This window comes from Oligoflexus tunisiensis (assembly GCF_001748245.1).
Lineage (GTDB): Bacteria > Bdellovibrionota_B > Oligoflexia > Oligoflexales > Oligoflexaceae > Oligoflexus > Oligoflexus tunisiensis.
This window is the reverse complement of record NZ_BDFO01000001.1, coordinates 2,582,213-2,604,693: the sequence shown is the minus strand read 5'-3', so window position 1 is coordinate 2,604,693 and position 22,481 is coordinate 2,582,213. Positions and strand designations below refer to the sequence as shown.

Sequence of the window (22,481 nt, the reverse complement as noted above, 5' to 3'; positions counted from 1 at the left end):
ATTGCCCTGTATTTCCTGTGGATTTTAATCGGGATGAAGTCGCAGGCATGCCACTGACTTGACAGTCTGTTCGAAAATTGGACGGCTGGCCAGGTCAGGGCCTTGACCAGGCCCAGATTGCAGCCGCCATCCATTTGGAGTAGGAAGGGTTAAAATTTGCGCCCGATATGCAGTCGCAGCGAGGCTGGTTCCACCGGGTGGTAATGCAGATCCTCCTGGGGTTCGGTCTCACCTAATAGCTGAGATTCGTAATAATAGTCGATATCATGGTCCTTGCTATTGAGGGCATTCAGAGTATCCAGTGCGAAGTCCCAGCCATCGGTTTCATAAGCAACATGAAGATTCAGAACCCGGGTCGGATCGGATTGCCTGCGGCCATCTGCAGTCAAGGGTCGTTTGCCAAAATATCGCAAACGCGCGGCTCCCGACCATTTTTGAAACTGACTTCCCAGGCCCAGCATGGCCACGAAAGGCAAATGCCCTTCCACCTGATCGCCTTCTCCAAGCGGATCCGACTGAAATCGGGCCCGGGCCCAGGACAGTTCAAAATCTGCATGAAACAAAGGATCCGGAGCCAGTTGCAGGAGCCAGTCCACACCTTCACGGCGGCTGGCGCTCGAAGCTTCCGTTGTCCCCGCGTCACCGATATAAATCAGTTCGGAATCCAGCTGAAGGCGCCAGAGAGCCAATGAAATTCGCAACGCATCGTCCGCTTCGTAACTGCCTCCCACTTCGTAACCACGCACAGGGACAAGGCCCGGAGCAGCCACACCTTCCGCGGTCACGCCCCTCGCGTCATTGCTATGAAAACTTTGGCCGCCGCTGGCGAAAACCTGAAGGCCTTGAGCCAGGCGATAGCTCGTTGTGAGTTTGGGACTGGTGATGCGAGCCTGCGCACGCTTACGGGCATCATTCATCCTGTCATGATGTTGGAATTGAATCTGATCATGCCGCACCGCCAGCGTGCTGCGAAAATCAGGACTCCAGTGCCATTCCTGGCTCACATAAACGCCAGCCTGCTGTTCATTCACAGAGGATTCACCCCGCGTGGCCGTGCGTTGTCGCGCGATGGTCTTATAGAGTCCCAGATTATCAATATGATCATAGCGCTGCTGCGCCCCGACAGTCAGCGTACCGGGAATGGTGCCCATGCTCCACTTCCGGCTGAAGCGCGCGGAGGCCCCGAGGATGGAGCGCCGATCTTCCTGCTCAAATTGATCACCCTGCACCGGATCTTCGAGAAAATAACTGAGGTTGGACCAAAGATTCAGACCATAACGCACGCCATAAACCTGAAGGCGCAGGCTGGAATCCCCCCAGGATTTTTCCCCGATCCAGCTGAGGCTATCCCTTTGCGTCCGTCCTCCGGTGGTCGGGTCCAGCGTGCCGCGACGGTTGATAAGACCGTCCGTCACCGCCCGTGCTGGTATCTGATCCGCCGCATTCCACGAACCTTCATAGTGCTGCAGGGTCACCGTATGCCGCCCATCCGCAACGGGCTGAACAAATTTGATCCAACCCAGTTTTTTCCGCAGCTTTTCATCCATGTCCGACCAGGGTCCCTGGTATCGTGTCCCTTCCAGCGCATAACTCAGGTAGCCCGATTCACCAATCTCGATGGAATCAAGAACAAGCAAACGATGGTAGTCATAACTCCCAACCGTATATTTCACCAGACCATGAGGCAGGACGTTCCGCGTGCTCATGTCCACATAACCGGCCCCGCTGAAATTTCCGTAAGCTGCCGCGTAAGGACCCTTGCCATAGTTCAGATGATCCAGAATCTCTGGAATGAGAAAGTTCACATCCGTGTAGCCCTGGCCATGTCCATGCGAAGGCATGTTGATGGGAATGCCATCCACAAACGTGGCGAAGTCGGTTCCATGGTCGAGATTGAAGCCACGCAGAAAGTATTGGTTGGCTTTACCCGTCCCACTATGCTGCGTGGTGATCAGCCCGGGAACTGACTCCATAATTTCACCAGGGCGCAAAATGGGTCGTTCCTGAAGCTGTTCATGATTGACCTGCCCTTCGCTGGCTGTCTGGGCGGATTCCAGCCAGGAGTGGCGTTGGCCATTCACTTCCATGTGTTCGGATTCAGTGGCAAGAACGGGAGTGCTGAGCGCGAGCAAAACAAGACGACGTCGCATGCAAAACATGCAAAAACCTCCGCGGGTCGGGAACGCATGAGTGGGATCTGGCTTACCGGAATCGGCTTACAGTTGCGGGACAGCGACGGACTTGCACCGTTCTTCACCGGCTCATGCGCAGTTCAGATGTCGGCAGCACTTTGGATGAATTCTGTTTTGAGTGCAAGCTCAAGCGGAGCTTTCCTGCATAAAGTTCAATGTGACGCGACAGAAAGCGTTTTACTTTGGAGTGTCCTTTCACGATAAGCTAAGGTCTGAAAGAGCCTCTCAGCTCGCTGTCTCGTCTTACAATCGCGAAAAAGGAGTTCCTATGAAGATCCTGTTCATGTGCGTGACGAATGCAACCTGCAGCCAGCTGGCGGAAGGATTGGCCAAAAAAGTTCTGTCGGATGAGGTCAAGGTTGAAAGTGCGGGAACCCATCCGTCCAAGGTCGATCCTTTGGCGATCAAGGTTCTGCACGAGATTGGAGTGGATACGAGTGATCTGCGGACCCAATCCGTTACGGATCTGTCCGAAACCTTTCTCCACGATTTGGACTTTGTCATCACCTTGTGCAACGAGGACATTCAATCCCCCCTTCTGGCCCAGGCCAAACGGGTGCACTGGCCGATCCAGGACCCGGCCGCGCTGCCCGGCTCCGAGGAGGAACGGCTTCAGCGTTTCCGGACCACACTGGGGCATATCGGCACGCAGCTCGAAGAGTTCGGTCGTGAATACGGGGTCTTAAGGCAGGGCTGAGGCGTGCGGACCGGCTGATTTTCCGGTGGCCAAAAATGTCTTGTCTATGATATTGATTTTCATTATCATATATAAGAGAGCCGTGGGAGGTCATCATGGTCGGCGAATTTCTCTGTCTTGCGATATTCCTGCTGGCTGCCCTGACCGGGGTCGCTCGATTTCGCTTCCAGCCGTACTGGGACGCGGTCAGTCTTATGATTTCCAAGGGCGCAAACTATAGCGGAACGTTTCTGCTGGCGGCCTGTGTGTTGAACTATCAGGATGCCTCGTATCTGGTGCCCCTGTCGCTTCTCATTCTGATGCACGGGACGGCGTTCATCTTTAAAAACAATTTTCCCCAAATCATCGGTCTGCCCCTGGTGATCGGGGAGATGCTCATGAGTTTTGTGTTCAGCGATATCCAAAACCTGTTCAGGAGTCCTGTGACCCTGATGCTGGCTCTGATCTTCCATATGGGATTCATGGGATTGATGTTCAAGCTTCTCCTGAGGCTACATCCTCAGGATGGCCGGCTCCCCGCGTGGAGCCCTTACTCCCTGTCCCGCAAGCTTCAGGAACACCGCCGCATCTATTCCTGGCCCAAGCCGGCTTCTTAATGCCTACCTCGTTTGAGGCCCTTAATAGCTATGCTCAGGATTCTCGACCTGATGGCTTTCCACCTTTTCCCCCTTGCCGGTGGTTTTCTCATAGCGAGCATAGGCTTTGAAGCACTTGCGGCTGAAGCCTTTGTTTCTGACCCGCGGCTCATCGTGGCGACTCAGACAATCATAGGCATAGCTATCGCTCAGCGCCTCGCACCTGAACTTTCTGATTTCGGGCGTGCACGCCTGCAGAATGGTGTCAGCCGCATGAGCTGAAGGCATGCCGACCATGGGAAGGAATAGAAACAGGGGTCGCAATAGAACCTGGATTTTCATGGTAATGACCTCCAGTCAATTATCAACGCGTGTCGAAGCTTACTCCAGGGCCCTGGCGGGCATGCCGCGTGACCTGCTCCGCGGCATGCCTGATCTTGCGCCGATCACTCCACACCGTACGCAGCGAAAAGTTCCCCTTGCTTTCGCGCAGATAGTCCCGGACCCGATCCTCCACCTGCGCCCATGATTCCTTGCGATTCGGTTCATCCAGCCTTGTCAGCGAGGGCGTGGATTTGAGAACCGACGCATGGAACCTTTGCAGAAGACGTGGATAGATGAAAACCATGCCCAGCACGAGGACGAATGCCACCACAAGACCCGCAAGACCCAGCGCAAAGTCAGGACCGAGCCCCGTGACCGCCATGGACTGCAGAAGAGCTCCATACATCAGCATGCCCAGGAGCAAAGCCACCGACAGAAGAATCAAAATGACTTTAACCGCGAGAGTCCGCCGCATCCTACCGTACTCCTGCAAAGCCTCCAGGAAATGACCGAGGCGTTCGCAGTGCGTTTCAATATAGGTTGCAAGATGATCCAGTCGATATTTGGGTGCCTGAACAATGGCCTGTTCCAGTTCGCGGCGTTGATTGCCTAGCTGGGACAGAAACGCAGGCCGTTCCCGCGCCTGAGTCCCCTCACGTTCGGACCAGGTCAGGAAAATGTGCGGAATATCCTTCCGTCCCGTCATCTGCGAAAGGTTCCAGCACAGCGTGCCATAGACTCGCAAAAGATCATGCAGAGTTGTGCATTCGTCGATGCGATTCAGCACAAACACGATGCGGTCTTCCGACGTTCCCTGCGGCAGCGTCTGGCGCAACGCTTCATAAGTTTCGCGCACGGTGCCGGCCTTGTGCGGATCGAAGAGGAAAAGGATGAGGTCGGCGACGCTGGCGAGTTCGGCCAGCACTTCCTGGTAATTGTAGCCGCGATCCTTCTCCGACACAGAATCCAGCATGCCCGGCGTGTCGATGATCGCCACGTTCTCCAGGATGGGAGCGTGCACCATTTTCAAACGAAAGTGTGAGGCAAACTTTTGCCCGTGCCTTTTTAAATGGGTAAAAGGATACTGGGGATCATTCAGAAGAACCATGCCGTCACGCTCGTCCATGGCTCCTGGTGTTGGATTGTGACTGATAACCGTAAAGGAATCATCCGTCGGAGCCTGCCCCGTCTTCTGAATATCAAGGCCCAGAAGTTCATTGATGAGCGTGGATTTTCCTGACGAGTAATTCCCGACAATCAGAACGATCGGCCGCCACTTGATCTTGTCTTCCAACGGCGTGTTTGCATAGCCATACTTCAAGGCCACCGGTGTTAACCGGGATCGAACGGCTTCCACAAGGTCAAGACGCAAACCATCCATCGCTTGGGCTTCGGGACCATGATTTCCTGGCGAGGCTTTGAACATCCGAGGTTTCCTTGAAAATGCAAAAAATCCAGACCTGCCGCCACCCCAGGATCGAAAACGAGGTGGCGGCTCCGGAAACATGCTGGACATCATAACAGACCAGGGGGCGTCACTCCCTTCATTTTTTGCGACGCTCGGATGCTCCGTGGCCCTTGTTCTCAGGTTCCACGATATTGGGCTTATCATGATCGTCATCATGAACGTGAACGTCATCATCAGCAAATGAGCCTTTGCCTTCCTTGGATTTCATCGAGATCTCGGCATTGCTCGGCTCACGCTCATTTTCGAAATCGGAATCTTTCTTCTTGCCCCGTTTCATCTGGAAACTCCTGTTTGTCGAAAGCATCTCCCCTCTTTATAAACTGCAAAGCCCATACCAGGTAAAAACAAGGTTGAGCCTGCTGGTTAGATCGGATGATGCTCCGACAGTGCATTTCTGGAACGAGCCGATGGTGGCTGTGTTTTAGGTGTTGCGAGTTTCTGATAGTATTTTGACACCTCCTTTTGATATTGATCGGTTAGAATCCGATCCGGATCATATGGAGGTGCCTGCCGCACCTCATCCTGAGTCATCGCCACCTGAATTTTTCGATCCGCCCAGACGATATCGTCCACCATGCTCCGATCGAGGATCACCTGTCCCCCGGGCCACCATTTCCGACTGTCCGCGATCAAATGTGTGATGCGCCAATCATGGGATCCGAAGAGCAGATCATCCAGTTCTCCGATGTTGCCGTCTGTCGCGCCGATGCCATAGCCTTTAATTTCCTTGAAGCTGCGGAGATGAATTTCCTCACTCCGTTTGGCATCCACCCGGGCCCGGGCTTCTTTCCCGATACCGGAAGGCAAGGTCCCATCTGGCGGAAGAGATGAGTGCGGATAAATATTCGGCCAGCGATAAACGGACGAGGGCGTCAGCCAGTAAGGAGACCATCCATAATATTCGCTCAGGCACTCTTCATGCTGACGCGAAACGGTTTTCTCAGAATCAGAAGGAGGGCTGTCCTTGATCTGCTGTTGGGTCAGGGTTGTGGTTAAAACATTGGCATCCCGATGGATGCCGGTCAATGCCTCCGGACTGATCAGCACCTTCCGCCCCGACAACCAGCTGCCTGTATCCACCACCAGGTAGCGAACGATCCAGGTCACATCATCGAAATAGAGATCACTGACCGCACCGAAGAGGCCATCAATCGCTTGAATCCCAAGCCCGGTCACCGTGGTTGCAGGGTAGAGCATAAGCATTCTCCTTTGGAATCGATTCATCCCGAACAGGTCAGCCCTGTTCTGTGCAATATACATTCCAGGACGGCGGACTTTACAATGCCACGTTGACGTCAAAGAATTTCTTTTACTTTATTTCGTCATTCGACGATAAACGAAGACCTGAGGAGTCTGCTTATGAAAGAACGCTGCGCGCCGAATTTGAACGCAAGATCGCAGAAAGGATTTTCCGAGGACGCTCTGGCTGCCTTCTGCAAAGCCCTGGGCCATCCGGTTCGCATCCGGTTGATCCGCATCCTCATTGAAAAGGGCGAGTGCATTTCTGGGGATCTGGCTGATGAATTTTCCCTCGCAGCGTCCACAGTTTCCGAGCATCTGCGGATCCTCAAGGAAGCCGGCCTCGTGCAAGGCACCATCGACGGTCCACGACGTTGCTACTGCGTAAACGGTGAAGCCTTAAATTATCTGAAGACTATGATGGAAAAGCTATAAGAGTGAGGACAACGTTCATGTCGGTTCAAACGTCCACCCGGACCCGGCGGCTTTCCTTTCTGGACCGCTATCTGACGCTCTGGATTTTTCTCGCCATGATCCTGGGCATCGCCATCGGGAACTTTTTCCCCGGCCTCATGCCCTGGCTCGATTCCATGAGCTACGGCACGACCTCCATTCCCATCGCGGTGGGGCTCATTCTGATGATGTACCCGCCCTTGGCCAAAGTTAAATATGAAGAACTGGGTCAGGTCTTCCGCAACCGGAAGGTCCTCGCTCTCTCCCTCCTTCAGAACTGGATCATCGGCCCCCTGCTGATGTTTGCCCTCGCTGCCATCTTTCTGCCTGACAAACCTGAATATATGATCGGGCTCATTCTGATCGGCCTGGCCCGTTGCATCGCGATGGTCATCGTCTGGAACGAATTGGCCGAAGGCAGCACGGAATACTGTGCGGGGCTGGTGGCTCTGAATTCCATTTTCCAGATTCTGCTATTTCCCTTTTACGCCTGGCTCTTTCTGTCAATTTTTCCCAGGGTCTTTGGACTCCAGGGTGTTGACATCAACCTTACGATGGCTGAAGTCGCCCAATCCGTTTTCATTTACCTGGGAATACCCTTCGCTGCCGGTGCTCTGACCCGACTCTGGCTCAGAAAAGCCAAAGGCGCGACCTGGTACGATACCAAATTCATCCCGAAGATCAGCCCCATGACGCTGATGGCTCTCCTCTTTACCATCGTTCTGATGTTCAGTTTCAAAGGGGAACAGATCGTTTCCGTCCCCGTAGACGTTCTCAGGATTGCTCTTCCCCTGCTGGTCTATTTTCTCATCATGTTCGCCGTTTCCTTCTTCCTCAGCCGCCGTTCGGGAGCCAACTACCCGCAATCGGCAACACTGTCCTTTACCGCTGCCTCCAATAATTTTGAGCTGGCCATCGCAGTCGCCATCGCCACCTTCGGCATTCACCACGGGGCCGCCTTCGCCGCCGTCATCGGCCCGCTTGTGGAAGTCCCCGTCCTGATCGGTCTGGTGAACGTCTCGCTGTGGATCCGAAAACGATACTTTACCAACATCCAAAGGAGTTCCCATGAAGATCCTGTTCATGTGCGTGGCTAATTCCGCCCGCAGCCAGCTGGCTGAAGGCGCGGCCAAAAAAATCTTCTCTGACGCCGTGCGAATCGAAAGCGCCGGATCCAATCCATCCCTAGTCAACCCTTACGCCGTCCAGGTTCTGCAGGAGTTCGGCGCAAACACCCGCAACCTCCGCTCCAAACGTGTCGAGGATCTTCCCGCCGATTTCCTGAACGACCTCGACTTTGTCATTACCCTCTGTGCCGAGGAAGTCTGCCCTACCCTCCTATCCCAAGCCAAAAAACTCCATTGGCCTCTCCCCGACCCAGCCGGCCAACCGGGAGACGATGCCGAGCAGCTGGAACGGTTCCGGGGCACGCTGGGGCAAGTCAAAGCCCGTCTGGAGGAATTTGGCCGGGAGCACGGCATTATTAAAGTTTGACAGCAAAGCAGCCGATGATATAGTTGTTAGTAACAACGGTTGACTGACAGGAGTTGACTCATGGCAAAAGATGCTGAAAACACAGAGGATTCCCTCCTGGATAGGCATGCTCATGAGCTCTATGAGGCCTTGAATCAGCTCGTCCGTATCTATCAGTTCCGGGACCGCGATCGGATTTGCTGCTACGACGTGTCCGTCACCCAATGTTCAGCTCTTGAAGCCATCATTGAAAAAGGCCCACTCCGACTCCAGGCCTTGGCCGAACAGCTGCTTCTCGACAAGAGCACCGCGAGTCGTGTGATCGAAACGCTTGTGCGCAAGAACTATGTAACCCGACTCAAGGACCCTGAGGATAGTCGGGCGATTCTCATTGAAGCCACCCCGCAAGGTCGCAAGCTGTTTCGAAAGATCCACGCTGAACTCGTGGAGGAACAGAAGGAAATGATCGCTGACCTCGCGCCTGATGTTCGCGTGGCTGCCACCGAACTTCTGCAAAGATTGGCCGGCGCAGCCAGCAAAAGAATGGGAATCGGGTCCAGCTGTGCGACGGATGAAACCAGCAGCTCCGGTTGCTGCTGATTTTTTTTATGACATTAGTTGTCAGTACCAACCATAAGGAGATTTTCCAATGAACACGTCCCATTACCCTATCGCCGTGATCGGCGCCGGTCCTGTCGGCCTGGCTGCTGCCGCCCACCTCCTGGCCCGCGGTCTGACGCCCATTGTTTTTGAAGCCGGATCCTCAGCAGGCGCCAGTATACTGAAGTGGGGCCACGTCCGCATTTTTTCGCCCTGGCTCTATAATATTGATGCAGAAGCCAGGCGCCTGCTCCAGGCTGAAGGATGGCAGGAGCCCGATGGCGCGAGCTACCCCACCGGACGGCAACTGGTGGAACAGTATCTGAAACCGCTCGCGTCCACGTCAGCACTGAAACCAGTTATCCGTTATGAATCCAAGGTCACAGCGGTCACGAAATTCAGAAAGGATCTTATGAAAAACGAGGGACGTGGTGATGCTCCCTTCCTCCTGCGCATCCAGACTCAGGACGGTCATGAATACGATCTGCTGGCCCATGCTGTCATTGACGCTTCGGGCACCTTTGAAAAACCCAATCCCATGGGCTCCCATGGCATTCCCGTTGCCGGCGAACAGAAGGAAGCGGAATCCATCGCCTATGGCATTCCCGATGTCTTCGGTGCCGAGGCTGACGTTTACGCCAACAAACGGGTTCTGGTGGTCGGCAGTGGTCATTCGGCGTTCAATGTTCTGCAGGACCTGGTCCGCCTGAAGGAAAAGGCTCCGGCCACAACCATCCACTGGGCCATCCGGAAAACGTCCCTTGATCTGGTGTTTGGTGGCGGCGAAAACGACAAACTCCGGGAACGTGGACGTCTCGGCTCCACCGTTCGGCATCTGGTCGAACAGGGAGACATCACCCTTTTTCCCGGCATTTCCATCGACCGCCTCGAAAGAAATCAGTCTGGAATCGTTGTGGAAAGCAACGGCGATCAGCTGCCCTCTGTGGATCGCATCATCGTCACCACCGGCTTTCGTCCGGATCTTCAGATCATCAGTGAACTGCGCCTCGCCCTTGATCCCGGGACGCAGAGTCCCACTGCACTGGCTCCACTGATTGACCCGAACCTGCATAGCTGCGGGACGGTCCGGCCGCACGGAGCGGAAGAACTCAAGCACCCGGACGAAAATTTCTATATCGTCGGCATGAAGAGCTATGGCCGCGCTCCCACTTTTCTCCTTCTCACCGGTTATGAACAGGTGCGCTCGGTCACCAGCGCTCTCGCAGGGGATTGGGATGCGGCGCGGCGCGTGGAGCTTGTCCTGCCGGAAACGGGGGCATGCAGCACGAAAGCCCGGCCGCAGACATCCTCGGCTCAACCCAAAGTTTGTTGCGGCTAAGGAGAACACGTGTCGCAGGATCAACGCAGAATGGTCTGGACCCTTGGGATGGCTCAATGCATATCCTGGGGGATTCTTTTCTATGCTTTCAGCGTCCTCCTTCCTCCCATGACGGCCAGCCTTCCGATCAGCCATAGCTCCATCAGTTTCATGGCCACGCTTTCCGCTCTGATTGCTGCCATGATCTCGGTGCCTGTGGGGCGCAAACTGGATCGAGGTGGGCATCTTCGGCTCATGATGGGCGGGTCCTTGCTCGGCGTCATCGGCTGTGGAATCTGGTCCTGGTCAGGGACGGCCTGGGGACTTTATTCCGCGGCCGTTTTCATAGGTGTCGCTCAGGCCGCGAGCCTCTACGATCCCGTTTTCGCTTTTCTGCTCCATGCCTTTCCTGACGAGAAAGAGCGAAGTTCAGCCATGATGCAGGTGACCCTTCTGGGTGGACTCGCCAGTACAATGTTTCTGCCTCTCACGACGTGGCTCATCAAGATCCTTGACTGGCAGGGCGCCATCCGCATTCTTGCCCTTCTCCTCCTCATACCGGTCGGCATCTACAAATATTGGGATGGGAAAACATCATTCACGAGCACCCCGACGCCAACCCCAGGCCGTCTATTCTCTCTCGACCTGACCTTTCTCAACAAGGATGCCCGTAGGATCTTTGTGACTTTGATTCTGGTCTTTCTCCTCAATGCGATCGTGCATACGACCCTGACCACCCATCTTCCTTCCGCTCTTCAAAGCTGGGGATTTGGAGCCATGGAAGCATCCTGGGCCGTTGGCATCATGGGAGCATCTCAACTTCTGGGTCGCATGGGTGTCGGCCCCTACCTGAACATTTGCCAGAGGGGCCCTCTGCTGACGGCTCCACTTGCCATCATGTCGGTGGTCCTGATCCTGCTGCCTTTTTGCCAACAGGATTCCCTACGCTGGCTTTTGCTCATTGTTCTCGGCTCGGCCTCCGGGCTGTTAACACTGCTCCGCCCGACCCTTGTCAGTCGTTTATTTGAGAGTCAGATCTTCGGCCGGGTCAATGGAGTTTTGGCCTTGAGCTATCAGCTGGCGCGCGCCGGAGGCCCGATAGGAGGAGCCTGGGTTTACGAAATCTCGAAGGGATATGCTGCGGTTTTTGTCGTCATGGCCTTGATGTTGACGGCAGGGGCCTGCCTGTCCCAACGCTTACAGAAATCACCGCGGCCGCCCTCGGTTTGAGGGAACCCATTCGTCGCACAGGGCGTGCGACGAACAAGTGGACCGTTCAAACGTACTGGCTCAGGATATCAACATGATTTTTCAGAACGGGCAGGATCTCTGAATTGATGAGCGTCTTCGACAAAGGACCCAGATTCCCACTGCGGACAGCCTTTTGACATTCCTCGATCATGCTCTGCTCGCCTTGCATCAAGCTTCTGACTGTTTCCCGATTGTCGTCGAGCTTCTGGTTCTTGAGAGAGGGGACATCGGGCCATTGCACGTTGCTGTTCGGCCCCAAATTCCCGCCGAGATCCCGAATTGCATGGTCGAGCTTGCCCGCAGCCTGATTGTGATCATTCCGGATGCCGACAAGATCCCACACCGCACGATCATGACTATTTTCCGTGGGAATCACTTTATTAAAGGTAGCGGCAGCCTTCTTTTCATAAGACAGAATTCTATTCAATATCGAAATTTCATTGTCGTTGGCCATAGCAAGCGTCCTCCTATGAAAGTCATGGACAGGCATGGGCTTTCGTCCCACCCCCAACCTTATATAACATGTCTCCGCAGTGAGAGACATGCACACACAATTCAGTATCCTGCCATCGACGGAACGATGGGAAAATACATGCACCAGCCCGCAAACCAAGGCGTTTCATAGAGTATTATCCATAAATTCCAACTCTTTATGGCTGAATCCCCAGGCCCGTTACCCATTCAAGCTCACGGCATGATGTATACTATGGGGACAAACTCTCAGAGAAAGAAGGTGGCTCGCCATGCGAAACTTTCGAACCTGGTCCTTCATTCTGTTTTTGCTCCTGGCCATGCCTGGCTTAGCCGCCGTTCCCGAAGTTGGCCCCGGTGACGTGAGAGAACTTCTGCTCGGCCGTCATGTGATGTTATTGGAAGATCCGAACGGAAAGCTGACCCTCGACGATATCCGGTCCGGGAAGCACGATCATGAATTCCAGGCTGCGACGCGGGATTTTCCCGGCCTCAATAACCCCGACGCGATGTTTTGGGTCAAGTTTTCCATACAGAACAACAGTCCGGCTGCCCGCGATCTGATTTTGGAAAACCGCTATCCTTTGCTCGATTCCATGACCCTTTACCAGGTCGCTGCGGATGGATCCCTTGTGGAAGAGACGCTCGGCGATGAGATTCCCTATGAAAAACGCAGCGAGGCCTTCCGCTACCCCGTGTATCCCATACACCTCGAGCCTGGGGTGAACCACTACATTCTCAAGCTTCATAACAAAAGCACGTTCATCGTCAGTCTCTTTCTCTGGGACCATCGGAATTTCGAGGACTATACCCGCCGCGATAACCTGATCCTTGGCCTCCTCTATGGCAGTATCGTGATCCTGATCCTCTATAACATGTTTTTAACCATCTCCTTCCGAAGCCCAACCTATCTGATCTATGTAATTTATCTCGTGACCTATATCAGCTACCAGTTCGGCGTTCAGGCGACTGGCATCGAATGGATCCGTGGGGATCTGGGACGCTGGGTGATGAATCAGGGCTGGCTCATCATGGTTTCTGTCAGCCATGGCATGAGCTGCCTTTTCGCGATGCACTTTCTCAACATGCAGACGTTCATGCCCCGCTGGCGTCAATGGCTCCTGCTGCTGATCGTCATCAACGCCGCGGTCTTCTGTTGCAGCTTTTTCGCAAGTTATGGCTTCGTGAGTCAGGCCGTGACCTATACAACGCTCATCACCAGCCTGACCCTGATCGCCTCGGGCATCACCGCCGCCTGGCGCGGCTATCGTCCGGCAATCTTTTACACACTGGGCTGGGCCTGTCTCCTCATGGGGAACATGGCGATGGCCCTCATGTTCAACGGCCTCTTTCCCTTTAATTTCTTTGCTCAGTGGGGCAACCTGATGGGCGGCGCCATGGAGGTCGCTCTGATGTCCCTGGCTTTGGGCAGTCGCGTGAACGATATGCAGCTTCGCTCGGAACAGACGATCAAGAGTTTGAATGCTGCCTTGAAAAGGCAGATTCAGGAAGTCGAAAGCATCGTGGCCGAGCGAACCCTGACCATTCGTTCCATCATCGACCATGTGAAAAGCGGATTCTTCACCGTCAACAGCCGCCTCGAAGTGGAGGCCGGATTCACCCGATCCTGCCACCGGCTCCTGGGGGATCGGATCCAGGCGCAGGCTTCTCTCCTTGATGTCCTTGGGCTGAATGGCGAACGGCGCAGCATCTTTCAGATGGCCGTGCAGCAGGTCTTCGCAGACAGCATGCCGGAGGAGGTCAGCCTCGCGCAAATCCCCCGAACCTTTCGCATCGGCGATAGCATCCTGATCCTGGAAGGTGGCCTGATTCGCAACGAAAATGGCCAGCCCAAGGCGATCCTCTTTACCCTCAATGACATCACCAAACTCCGCATGAAGCAGCGCGAAGCCCATCGCAGTTCCATGCTGATCAAAATTCTGCGCAATATGGATGCCTTCCGTTCGTTCATCAAGATCACGCGCGAAAATCTGCGGCATCTGGCCAACCCGGACGTCCGCAACAAACGAAAAATGGCCGCTTTCATCCTGCATACGCTCAAGGGCAACTGCCTCATCTTCAATATGAAAGCGCAGGCGGATCGTATTCATAAACTCGAGTCTGCGTCTGAGCTTACGATGGACGATATCCAGGCTCTGGAAAGAAGCTTCCAGGTTTTCCTCACCCGCCATGCCGATATTTTGAGTATCGACTGGGATGAGCAGCATGATGAAGACATCATACTCAAGCACTCCAGCCTGCTCCAACTGCGCGAGGAGCTCCATCGCCTGGGTGTTTCCAGCGACTTTATTCAGTTCTATGACGAATGGGTCCGGGGCATCACCGCACGATCCGCCGGCAGCCTGCTCGGACCCATTGTCGATGACGTGCAACTCCTGGCCAAACGCAGCGGACGCAAAGTGAATTTTGAACTCCAGGGTGCTGCTGTCAAAATTTACTCGGATCCGGAAAAACAGCTGATCAGGAACCTCGTGCATCTGGTCCGCAATGCCGTTGTCCATGGCATCGAAACGGATCGCGGGCCAAAGCCTGGGCAGGGAAGCATCGTCCTGCAGTTCAAGGATAAGGGCGCACAGCTCGAAATTCGCTGCCAGGACGATGGCCGCGGGATGGATCGCCAGCATATTGTGCAGATGCTCCTCGAGAAAGGTCTGGCAGGCTCGGACGATATCGAAAAGAAAAGCATCTCAGAGCTGCTCGAAATTCTCTCGTCAGAGGGATTCACCAGCACCCGGGAAGTCGATCTCTATTCGGGCCGCGGTGTCGGTGTCGCCTCGGTCTATGCCGCCGTTCGGGAATGTCGGGGCCAAATGAAAGTTGAAACGAAACAGGGACAGGGCACCGAGTTCATCATCACGCTGCCACGGATCAAGGAGAATCAGCCCGCGAGTCTCAAAGCCAGTTGAATTTGTCATATTCAATACCACTTAGGAACCATCACCCGAAATTCCTGCCACATGAGAGTCAGTGAAAAATTATAAAGACACTTGAAAACCAGTGAAAACCTCCCAAGAGCCAGAGTAAGGTGGGAGGTGAACTGGTATTAATGTGGTATGGATTCTTTCCCGCCACACATCGAATTTGTTTTAAGGGGGCACACATGAATCCTGTCATCACTCCGAACGCACCTCCGTAGGTGTTCACGCAAAAAAATTCTGCGTTCGAATCGGGTGAAGCTTCCTGATTGGGGAGCTTTTGCCTGAATGGCCCAGCCATGGGTACGGCCGATCTTTGCCTAAATTGAAAGAGGAGTTGCTATTATGATTAATAAAACACGCTTCAGGGCCTTGTGTCTCGGCCTCTTGATGGTCAGCGGCCCGTTCGCGTTCGCTTGGGATGATTCCGTACTGGAAGCGGAGCAAGCAGAGTCGCTTCCGACCGACGAAGAACTCGCACCGAACCTGCCCGAACCACAAAGAAACCTCGGCGACAAACTGCTCATCGGCTACTGGCATAATTTCGACAACGGCTCAGGCTTTATGAAGCTCCGCGATGTCTCACCTGCTTATGATGTCATCCATGTGGCCTTTGCGGAATCAGTGGACGCCTCACAAAAGATGGCGTTCACACCCTACCGTTACTCCGAGAGCGAATTCAAGGCGGATGTCGCCGCTTTGCAGAGCCGTGGAAAGAAAGTCTTGATTTCCATCGGTGGCGCCAATGGCTATGTTCACCTCGATAATGAAGACAGGAAGAGAAATTTCGTGGAATCGATGGATCGGATCATTCGAACCTATGGTTTTGATGGCATCGACATCGACCTTGAGGGCGCCTCGCTCAGCCTGAATCCTGGTGACAATGATTTCAAACGCCCTGTGACACCCGCCGTGGTTCATCTCATCGCTGCCATCCGCGAGCTGCACGCCCGATCGGGGGGCAGACTGCTTGTCACCATGGCACCGGAAACATTCTTTGTTCAGATTGGTTATGCAGCTTATGGCGGCGCAGCGGGAGCCTACCTTCCCGTGATTCATGCCTTAAGGGGTATCCTGACGTTTATTCATGTTCAACATTACAACTCAGGTTCGGTCGAGGGGCTGGATGATAAAGCCTATGCCTCAGGAACGGCTGACTTCCACGTGGCGCTGGCTGAAATGCTGATGACCGGCTTTCCCATCGCTCGCAATGTCCAGGCGTTCTTCCCCGCCTTGCGCCCAGATCAGGTTGTGATTGGTCTGCCCGCCACACCTCAGGCCGCCGGCAGTGGATTCACGCCTGCAGCTGACGTGCAGAAGGCCCTTCGCTATCTGGCCAAAGGGCAATCGTATGGGGGACAGTATCGACTGAAGAATGCTTCAGGCTATCCAGGCATTCGCGGGATCATGACCTGGTCCATCAATTGGGATGCCTACAGCCGTTTTGAGTTCTCGACGCCACACAGGACCTTTCTCAACAGTCTCTGAGAGCCCCTTTCACGAAGAAGGAGAATCCAATGGCTCGATGGCTTTCATTTTTTAAGGGATTGATGCTTGTATTCACGCTGGGACATCTGACAGGCATGGCCTATTCCGCGGAAGGTCTTGGCAAAAGGCTTCTCATCGGATACTGGCATAATTTTGACAACGGCTCGGGCTTCATCCGCCTGAAAGATGTTTCACCGGCCTGGGATATCGTCAACGTATCCTTTGCGGAACCAGCCGGCCCCTCCCAGGCGATCGTCTTCACGCCCTATGGTTATGCATCCGCAGATGATTTCAAGGAGGATGTGAAGGAACTCCAAAGCCGCGGCCAGAAGGTGGTCATCTCGGTCGGAGGAGCCAATGGCCAGGTTTCCCTGAAAACCTCGGATCATCGCCAGAACTTCGTTCAATCCATGATTCAGATCATCAGCACCTGGCAGTTCGATGGCATGGATATCGATTTTGAAGGACATTCCCTTTACCTCGAAGCCGGTGACACGGATCTCCAGCATCCGAGGACACCCGTGATTACCGAACTGATTACGGCCATTCGCTCCATCCGGAATCATTTTGGTTCCAAATTTATCCTGACCATGGCGCCTGAAACTTTTTTTGTTCAGGTCGGATATGCCCATTATGGAGGTCTCGGCATCGCAGACCCACGCGCAGGCGCCTATCTGCCTGTGATTCACGCGGTCCGTGACATCCTTACCGTTCTACAGGTGCAGCATTACAATTCCGGTCCCGTCATGGGCCTCGACGGACAATACCACTTCATGGGCGGAGCGGACTTCCACATTGCGATGGCTGAAATGGTTCTTCTGGGTTTTCCGATCGCAGGAAATCCCCAGAACTTTTTCCCGGGACTTCGGGAGGATCAGGTGGCCTTCGGACTGCCAGCCTCAGTCCATGCCGGCAATGGATACACATCCGAGGCGGCCGTGCATGAAGCCCTCAGCTGTCTTGTTAAAGGCAAGGCCGGAGGATGTCCGCATCGCTTGCAAGCCCCCGAAGGTTACCCTGGGCTGCGCGGGCTCATGTCCTGGTCCATCAATTGGGATGCTTTCGGCGGGTTTACATTCTCGCGAGCCCACAGGGCTTATCTTGATTCCCTATCGGACACCCGTGCTGCTCCCTCACTGATCTGGCGTCAGGCAAACATGACCCATTTCACATCCTATCCCGATCCCGGCAGCGAGGAATGTATTAAATACAATGGATGCAAATGGGCCGGCATGTTCGCGGCGCTACCAGGCAAACAGCCGGAAAGCTGGGTGAAAGCCAATAACATAGCGGCCGTGCATGCGAAGGATTTTCCAGGTCTGAAATTAAAGACTTTGCGCCTGCGGAAGGATTCCCGGCAAATCGATGTCAAAGTGTACGATATGTGTTCCGATTCTGATTGCAATGGCTGCTGCACTCAAAACAGTCAATCCACAGGATTTCTGATTGATCTCGAAAGCTACACGGCTGAGCGCTTCGGAAAATCGGATGGCATCGTGGAATGGACCTGCCTGGACTGCTAGGAAAGGCTATGGGAGGGCTCCCTCGGGGCCTCCGGGCCAGCGCTGTCCTCCCGATAGTGGACGACTCCTCCCACAACCTCAGCCATGGGCGTCAATTCATGGGCCTTGGCGGGTTGCTGGGACAGGATATGCCTGACCTCGATGCCACGGGCCAGGAGAGCATCCGCTACAAGACGGCGATGACAACGCCACCACACAGCTTCCGAACACATCATGGCGACCGTACTCTCCTGGGCCTGATCCAAAAGTTCATCAAGGCCTTGGTTGAATTCCGGAGTCAGCATGTAAAAAGCATAGGCTTTGAACGAAGGGTTGCGCCATCCATTGGACCCCGTGGCTTTGATCCCTTTTCTGAATCCTGTGAGAAGCGGGAGATGAACATAGCCCATTCCCAGAGCCGCCAGGGCAGGAGCCAGATTTTCCGTATTAAACTGGGGATTCGCGCGCGACCGGGGCATTTTCCGGATGTCGGCGATTTTGTTGACACCGTGAATCCTCAGCAGCTCGATAAAGTCTTCGAGCGTCCGGTTGGAATGGCCAATGGAAAATATGCTGGGATTTTGCGGCATGACGTGTCCCCTCCCAAGAGAACTCATTGCGTTTAAAGTTGAACGGGCATATGAATGACTTGTCAAGCTTTTCTGTTTTTCAACGGAAAAACAGATGAGTTGCTCGATCGACCTGGTTTGAAAAACACGGGAAAATGAAGGCCATGATGGCTCTTAAAAGCGCACGACTCCCCGAGCATCATTTTGCACGACGAATATCCACCAGCCTTTCTGAAATCATGGAAATGCGGCGACGCCAGCTTAAAGACCTTGAACGGCAGCGCCTTCAGGCTCTTATGAGGCTGTTACCATGGATGGCCGGGGCGTTCGGGATCGGAATTGGAGCTATGTCGCTCCTTGGCTGGCACCTCCAGCGTCCCTTGCTTTCCCAGTGGGATACGACCTTCGCTCCCCAGTCTTACAACTCTGCCATGACTTTCATAATACTGGGCCTTGGCCTCTTGTTCCTGAAAACGTCCTGGAAGCTGGCTGCGGCTGTTTGCAGCGTACCACCCGTAGCGCTTGGCTTGACGGTCATATACGAATGGCTCACGAATATATCGACGGGCATCGAGACGACAATATTCTCTTTTTTCTCTCCCCTTGGGCTGAACTATACAGAGAAGACATCCCCAAACTCGGCTGTTGCTTTCGTGTTTCTGGGGCTTTCCCTCTTTCTGAGCGCGACCCAAAACACGAGGCGCCAGCCGAGTGAGACGATTCAGGGGTTTATTGCCGCAGCGGGAGCGATCGCGGCCTCACTGGGTTCCTTGGCTCTGGTTGGCTATGGACTGCATATTCAGTCGACATATGATCTCGGCGCCATAGCACGCATGTCACTCAATTCGGCCATCGCCTGTTCCATCCTGGGCTTTTGCCAGGTGGGATGGACTTGTGCAGAAGGCATGAATCGCGGCCGAAGCATGCTTCATTGCCTAAGAACACCGATCGTATTTTTTATCCTGTCCGGCTCCATCGTCATAGCAAGCGCTGTCTATGGCAGATCTTTGGATTTGCAAAAGATAAACGCTCAATTGATGGCACAGGACATTAAGAGTGAAGTGATGGCAAGAGTTGCGCTTCCCGCCAATGCTCTCGCGCGCCTTGCAACGCGAACCATTCGCATGACAAGCGCTCGTGTTCCAAAATCGCAGGAAGAGTGGCAGGCCGAAGCCCATGAACTCATTTCTGACATGCCGGAGCTTCTCCATGTAACATGGCTCAGTTATGCGGCGTTACCTGCGTGGACAGCAGGGAGTAATTTCGCACCCGGAATCGACAGGAGCGTAGCGCATGCTTATGACGGCTTGATGCGCATCCAAGGGTGGGATCCGGGTTCATCCTGTCTACCGCAGCTTTCTTCAACCTGGGAAGGCTCGCAACCACCTAAAATCATGATGATATCCATCCCGGTCGGCTGTGGATCACCCTATCCAGGCATAGTCGTTGGAAGCATAAACATGGAAAGAATAATGCAAGGAGCCCTCCTCCATGCTGAATCCGCAGGATATGGAGCGCGCATCAGCGACGACAACATCCGGCTTTATGAAACTCAAGATGCCAATATTTCTTTCGGTCCCATGCTGAGCAGCATGACGGTTCCAATGTATGATCGACTGTGGAAAGTGGAACTCTTTGCAGGGCCAGGCATCGAAGCTGGAGTTCCTGATGGCGGCCACCTCTACTTCCTCGTGCTCGCCTCCGGTCTGCTGATGGCGTTGCTGGTCGACACCGTCATGCGACTCGCGGCCACGACGCGACTTCGCGAGGATAGTCTGGCCATGACAGTCGCGGAACTCGACGAGGAGGTCAGCCGCCGGGAAGCGATCGAACGTGATTTGCGAAAATCAGAGGAAGCAGCTGAGGCGGCTCAACAGGTTGCGGAAGTTGCCAGCCGGGCCAAGACTGAATTCCTGGCGAATATGAGCCATGAAATTCGCACCCCCATGGGAGCCATTCTGGGCTTCTCGGAGCTCATGCTGAGCCCGACCGCAACACGCGATGATCGCATCAAATTCGCTGGGATCATCCACCGCAGCAGCCGCAATCTCTCAAGACTCCTCGATGATATCCTCGACCTTTCGAAAGTGGAGTCAGGACATCTCAGTATCGAGAAACGCGACATCGTTCTGGAAGATGTGATATTGGATGCGACAGAGCTTTTGAGGAAGAGAGCGGACGACAAGGGTCTGCCGCTCCGTGTCTCGATGGATCCGGACGTCCCCAAGCGGATTATCACGGATTCGGCCAGGCTCACTCAAATCATGATCAATCTTTTGGGCAATGCCATCAAATTTACTGAGAAAGGTGAAGTGAGCCTCACGGTTCGCCCTGCTGCCGCTCAAGATGGCAACGATCCGTCCCTGCAAACCCTGACTTTTGCGATTGCTGATAGCGGTATCGGCATCAGTCCCGAGCAAGCCTCGCATCTCTTTAAGCCATTCAGCCAGGCGAATGCTTCACCCTCCCGCCGCTACGGAGGCACGGGCCTCGGTCTGGCCTTGTCGCGCCGACTCGCTCAAATGCTCGGGGGAGACGTTGTCCTGGCGGAATCCATCATCGGCAAGGGAAGCCGTTTTGAAGCGACCATTCAAGTCGAACTCCCGGCTTCTCAAGGTGCGACCACCGCTCACGTGAAGCGTCCGATCACTCCAGCATCCCTACAGAGTCTCGCCGGCCGCAGAATTCTGGTGGTCGATGACGCCGAGGATAATCGCCTCCTCCTGGATCTCTTTCTACGCAATATCGGTGCGACGGTCGAATGTGTTGAGAACGCTCAACTTGGTATTTCCCGTGCCCTTTCGAAGCCCTATGATGCGATCCTCATGGACATTGAAATGCCTGATGTCGATGGGTATCAAGCCACAAAGCAACTGCGGGAAGAGGGTTATCAGGGCCCGATCATTGCCATCACGGCTCACGCCACGCAGGACGTGCGATTTAAATGCATTCAGGCAGGATGCAATGATTTCATGACGAAACCAATCAATCGGGATTCGCTGCTGAGACAGGTCGGGCACCTTATCAAGGCCAAGGCGTGACCTGTCTCTCTTGTTCTATTTTCTGATATGAGCCACCATCGTCGGATGATAGCTGCACTTATAGGAAATCTCATCAAATCCCTTCAGCGTCACAGTCCAGGTCTTGCCAGACGCTATCCCGCCTGAGTCGAACTGCTGACTCGTGACCGTGTGGGGAAAGATATCCTCATTGGTCCAAATGATCTGATCTCCGGCTTTCGCCTTGACGACGGGAGGGTCGAAGACCATGTTTTTAATCTTGACGTGATGCACGGTTCCCTTGGGCTCCGCCTGGCTGCTGGAGCTGCCAGCCAGGGTTCCGGCCGCCAGGGCTATCGCAAGGTAATATGGCGCCGCCCACCTCATTTCTTCGCTCCAAGCTTGGCCTGTATTTGTTTGGCATGACCAAGATGAGCGGCAATCGCGGGTCTGACCTGCGCGATGAGGCTCTTCAATTCGGCATTTTTAGCGCTTGGAAGAAGGGTCTTGTCAATCGCGTCCAGTACGGCCTGATGGTAAGCGACTTCATGATCAACATAGGCTTTATCAAAGGCTGCACCTTTCAGTGTTTTGAGATGGGCGAGGTTTTTCTTGCCGCCGTCGGCCAGACTCTTGCTCACGTCGCTGTCCTCAGGTTTGAGCTTGAGTTTGGCAGCCAGGTCGCCGGCCTGTTTGTTGACAGCCGTATGGTCCACCACCATGCGCTTGGCAAAGTCCTTCACTTCCTTATTGCTTGATGTCTTTTCAGCAAGATTGCCGGCATCCACATCAACAGCATTCGCGGTCACCACGATTCCAGCGATTTGCGCATCGCTTGGGCCTTCAGCGGCATGGATGACGGCAGGGCTGAATACCAGCGACACGAAACCAAAACTGATCAAAAGCCTCTTACGAATTGACATGAC

The 22,481-nt window shown here is 54.3% G+C and carries 21 protein-coding genes; 12 read left to right on the top strand and 9 right to left on the bottom strand.

Annotated features, from left to right (window positions below; translation table 11 throughout):
* Positions 1-149: 149 nt before the first annotated feature.
* The gene (locus tag OLTU_RS11285) at positions 150-2,150 is read right to left on the bottom strand and encodes a TonB-dependent receptor (protein WP_218109980.1); all 2,001 of its coding nucleotides are present in this window, start codon (positions 2,148-2,150) and stop codon (positions 150-152) included.
* 310 nt (positions 2,151-2,460) lie between these two features.
* Between OLTU_RS11285 and OLTU_RS11280 the strand changes: the two genes are divergently transcribed.
* Together OLTU_RS11280 and OLTU_RS11275 are read left to right on the top strand one after the other, a co-directional pair.
* Positions 2,461-2,889 carry an arsenate reductase ArsC gene (locus OLTU_RS11280; protein WP_141732860.1) on the top strand — a complete coding sequence of 143 codons (429 nt, stop codon included), beginning with the start codon at positions 2,461-2,463 and terminating at the stop codon, positions 2,887-2,889.
* Between the two features lie 95 nt (positions 2,890-2,984).
* The gene (locus tag OLTU_RS11275; protein ID WP_141732859.1) at positions 2,985-3,485 is read left to right on the top strand and encodes a hypothetical protein; all 501 of its coding nucleotides are present in this window, start codon (positions 2,985-2,987) and stop codon (positions 3,483-3,485) included.
* A 21-nt stretch (positions 3,486-3,506) separates the two neighbouring features.
* Here OLTU_RS11275 and OLTU_RS11270 read toward each other — a convergent pair whose 3' ends face one another.
* The 4 genes from OLTU_RS11270 to OLTU_RS11255 all read right to left on the bottom strand — a co-directional run bounded on the left by OLTU_RS11270 (position 3,507) and on the right by OLTU_RS11255 (position 6,453).
* Complete coding sequence (locus tag OLTU_RS11270; RefSeq protein WP_141732858.1) at positions 3,507-3,806, bottom strand: hypothetical protein; 300 nt, start codon at positions 3,804-3,806, stop codon at positions 3,507-3,509.
* Between the two features lie 22 nt (positions 3,807-3,828).
* Complete coding sequence (locus tag OLTU_RS11265; protein WP_176736522.1) at positions 3,829-5,214, bottom strand: dynamin family protein; 1,386 nt, start codon at positions 5,212-5,214, stop codon at positions 3,829-3,831.
* A 118-nt stretch (positions 5,215-5,332) separates the two neighbouring features.
* On the bottom strand, positions 5,333-5,533 hold the full coding sequence (locus OLTU_RS11260; protein ID WP_141732856.1) for a hypothetical protein: 201 nt from the start codon (positions 5,531-5,533) through the stop codon (positions 5,333-5,335).
* An 86-nt stretch (positions 5,534-5,619) separates the two neighbouring features.
* The gene (locus OLTU_RS11255; RefSeq protein WP_141732855.1) at positions 5,620-6,453 is read right to left on the bottom strand and encodes a YlmC/YmxH family sporulation protein; all 834 of its coding nucleotides are present in this window, start codon (positions 6,451-6,453) and stop codon (positions 5,620-5,622) included.
* A 162-nt stretch (positions 6,454-6,615) separates the two neighbouring features.
* On the opposite strand from OLTU_RS11255, the gene OLTU_RS11250 reads away from it, so the two are divergent.
* The 6 genes from OLTU_RS11250 to OLTU_RS11225 are packed head-to-tail and all read left to right on the top strand — an operon-like array spanning position 6,616 to position 11,569.
* Positions 6,616-6,930: an ArsR/SmtB family transcription factor gene (locus OLTU_RS11250; RefSeq protein ID WP_141732854.1), complete on the top strand. Its 315-nt coding sequence runs from the start codon at positions 6,616-6,618 to the stop codon at positions 6,928-6,930.
* Between the two features lie 17 nt (positions 6,931-6,947).
* Positions 6,948-8,045 (top strand): ACR3 family arsenite efflux transporter, encoded by a 1,098-nt coding sequence (gene arsB, locus OLTU_RS11245; protein WP_141732853.1) that lies wholly within the window; start codon positions 6,948-6,950, stop codon positions 8,043-8,045.
* The gene (locus tag OLTU_RS11240) at positions 8,017-8,442 is read left to right on the top strand and encodes an arsenate reductase ArsC (protein WP_141732852.1); all 426 of its coding nucleotides are present in this window, start codon (positions 8,017-8,019) and stop codon (positions 8,440-8,442) included. The genes arsB and OLTU_RS11240 overlap by 29 nt, the downstream gene beginning before the upstream one ends.
* Before the next feature lie 60 nt (positions 8,443-8,502).
* Complete coding sequence (locus OLTU_RS11235; protein ID WP_141732851.1) at positions 8,503-9,021, top strand: MarR family winged helix-turn-helix transcriptional regulator; 519 nt, start codon at positions 8,503-8,505, stop codon at positions 9,019-9,021.
* Positions 9,022-9,070: 49 nt separating this feature from the next.
* Positions 9,071-10,360 carry an FAD-dependent oxidoreductase gene (locus OLTU_RS11230; RefSeq protein WP_141732850.1) on the top strand — a complete coding sequence of 430 codons (1,290 nt, stop codon included), beginning with the start codon at positions 9,071-9,073 and terminating at the stop codon, positions 10,358-10,360.
* 9 nt (positions 10,361-10,369) lie between these two features.
* A complete protein-coding gene (locus OLTU_RS11225) occupies positions 10,370-11,569 on the top strand; it encodes an MFS transporter (RefSeq protein WP_141732849.1) in 1,200 nt (399 codons plus the stop codon).
* Between the two features lie 46 nt (positions 11,570-11,615).
* Here OLTU_RS11225 and OLTU_RS11220 read toward each other — a convergent pair whose 3' ends face one another.
* A complete protein-coding gene (locus OLTU_RS11220; protein WP_141732848.1) occupies positions 11,616-12,044 on the bottom strand; it encodes a hypothetical protein in 429 nt (142 codons plus the stop codon).
* A 289-nt stretch (positions 12,045-12,333) separates the two neighbouring features.
* Between OLTU_RS11220 and OLTU_RS11215 the strand changes: the two genes are divergently transcribed.
* The 3 genes from OLTU_RS11215 to OLTU_RS11205 all read left to right on the top strand — a co-directional run bounded on the left by OLTU_RS11215 (position 12,334) and on the right by OLTU_RS11205 (position 18,008).
* A complete protein-coding gene (locus tag OLTU_RS11215) occupies positions 12,334-14,988 on the top strand; it encodes a 7TM diverse intracellular signaling domain-containing protein (protein WP_141732847.1) in 2,655 nt (884 codons plus the stop codon).
* A gap of 354 nt (positions 14,989-15,342) precedes the next feature.
* Complete coding sequence (locus OLTU_RS11210) at positions 15,343-16,485, top strand: chitinase (RefSeq protein ID WP_141732846.1); 1,143 nt, start codon at positions 15,343-15,345, stop codon at positions 16,483-16,485.
* Positions 16,486-16,514: 29 nt separating this feature from the next.
* Positions 16,515-18,008 (top strand): chitinase, encoded by a 1,494-nt coding sequence (locus tag OLTU_RS11205; protein WP_141732845.1) that lies wholly within the window; start codon positions 16,515-16,517, stop codon positions 18,006-18,008.
* On the opposite strand, the gene OLTU_RS11200 is transcribed toward OLTU_RS11205, so the two are convergent.
* A complete protein-coding gene (locus OLTU_RS11200; protein ID WP_141732844.1) occupies positions 18,005-18,577 on the bottom strand; it encodes a DUF488 domain-containing protein in 573 nt (190 codons plus the stop codon). The two genes, OLTU_RS11205 and OLTU_RS11200, sit on opposite strands and share 4 nt — an antisense overlap.
* 632 nt (positions 18,578-19,209) lie before the next feature.
* On the opposite strand from OLTU_RS11200, the gene OLTU_RS31875 reads away from it, so the two are divergent.
* On the top strand, positions 19,210-21,597 hold the full coding sequence (locus OLTU_RS31875) for a response regulator (protein ID WP_218109979.1): 2,388 nt from the start codon (positions 19,210-19,212) through the stop codon (positions 21,595-21,597).
* 15 nt (positions 21,598-21,612) lie between these two features.
* Here OLTU_RS31875 and OLTU_RS11190 read toward each other — a convergent pair whose 3' ends face one another.
* Complete coding sequence (locus OLTU_RS11190) at positions 21,613-21,942, bottom strand: cupredoxin domain-containing protein (RefSeq protein WP_141732842.1); 330 nt, start codon at positions 21,940-21,942, stop codon at positions 21,613-21,615.
* Positions 21,939-22,478, bottom strand: a complete 540-nt coding sequence (locus tag OLTU_RS11185; protein WP_141732841.1) for a DUF4142 domain-containing protein — start codon at positions 22,476-22,478, stop codon at positions 21,939-21,941. Before OLTU_RS11185 ends, OLTU_RS11190 begins: the two co-directional genes overlap by 4 nt.
* Between the last annotated feature and the right edge of the window lie 3 nt (positions 22,479-22,481).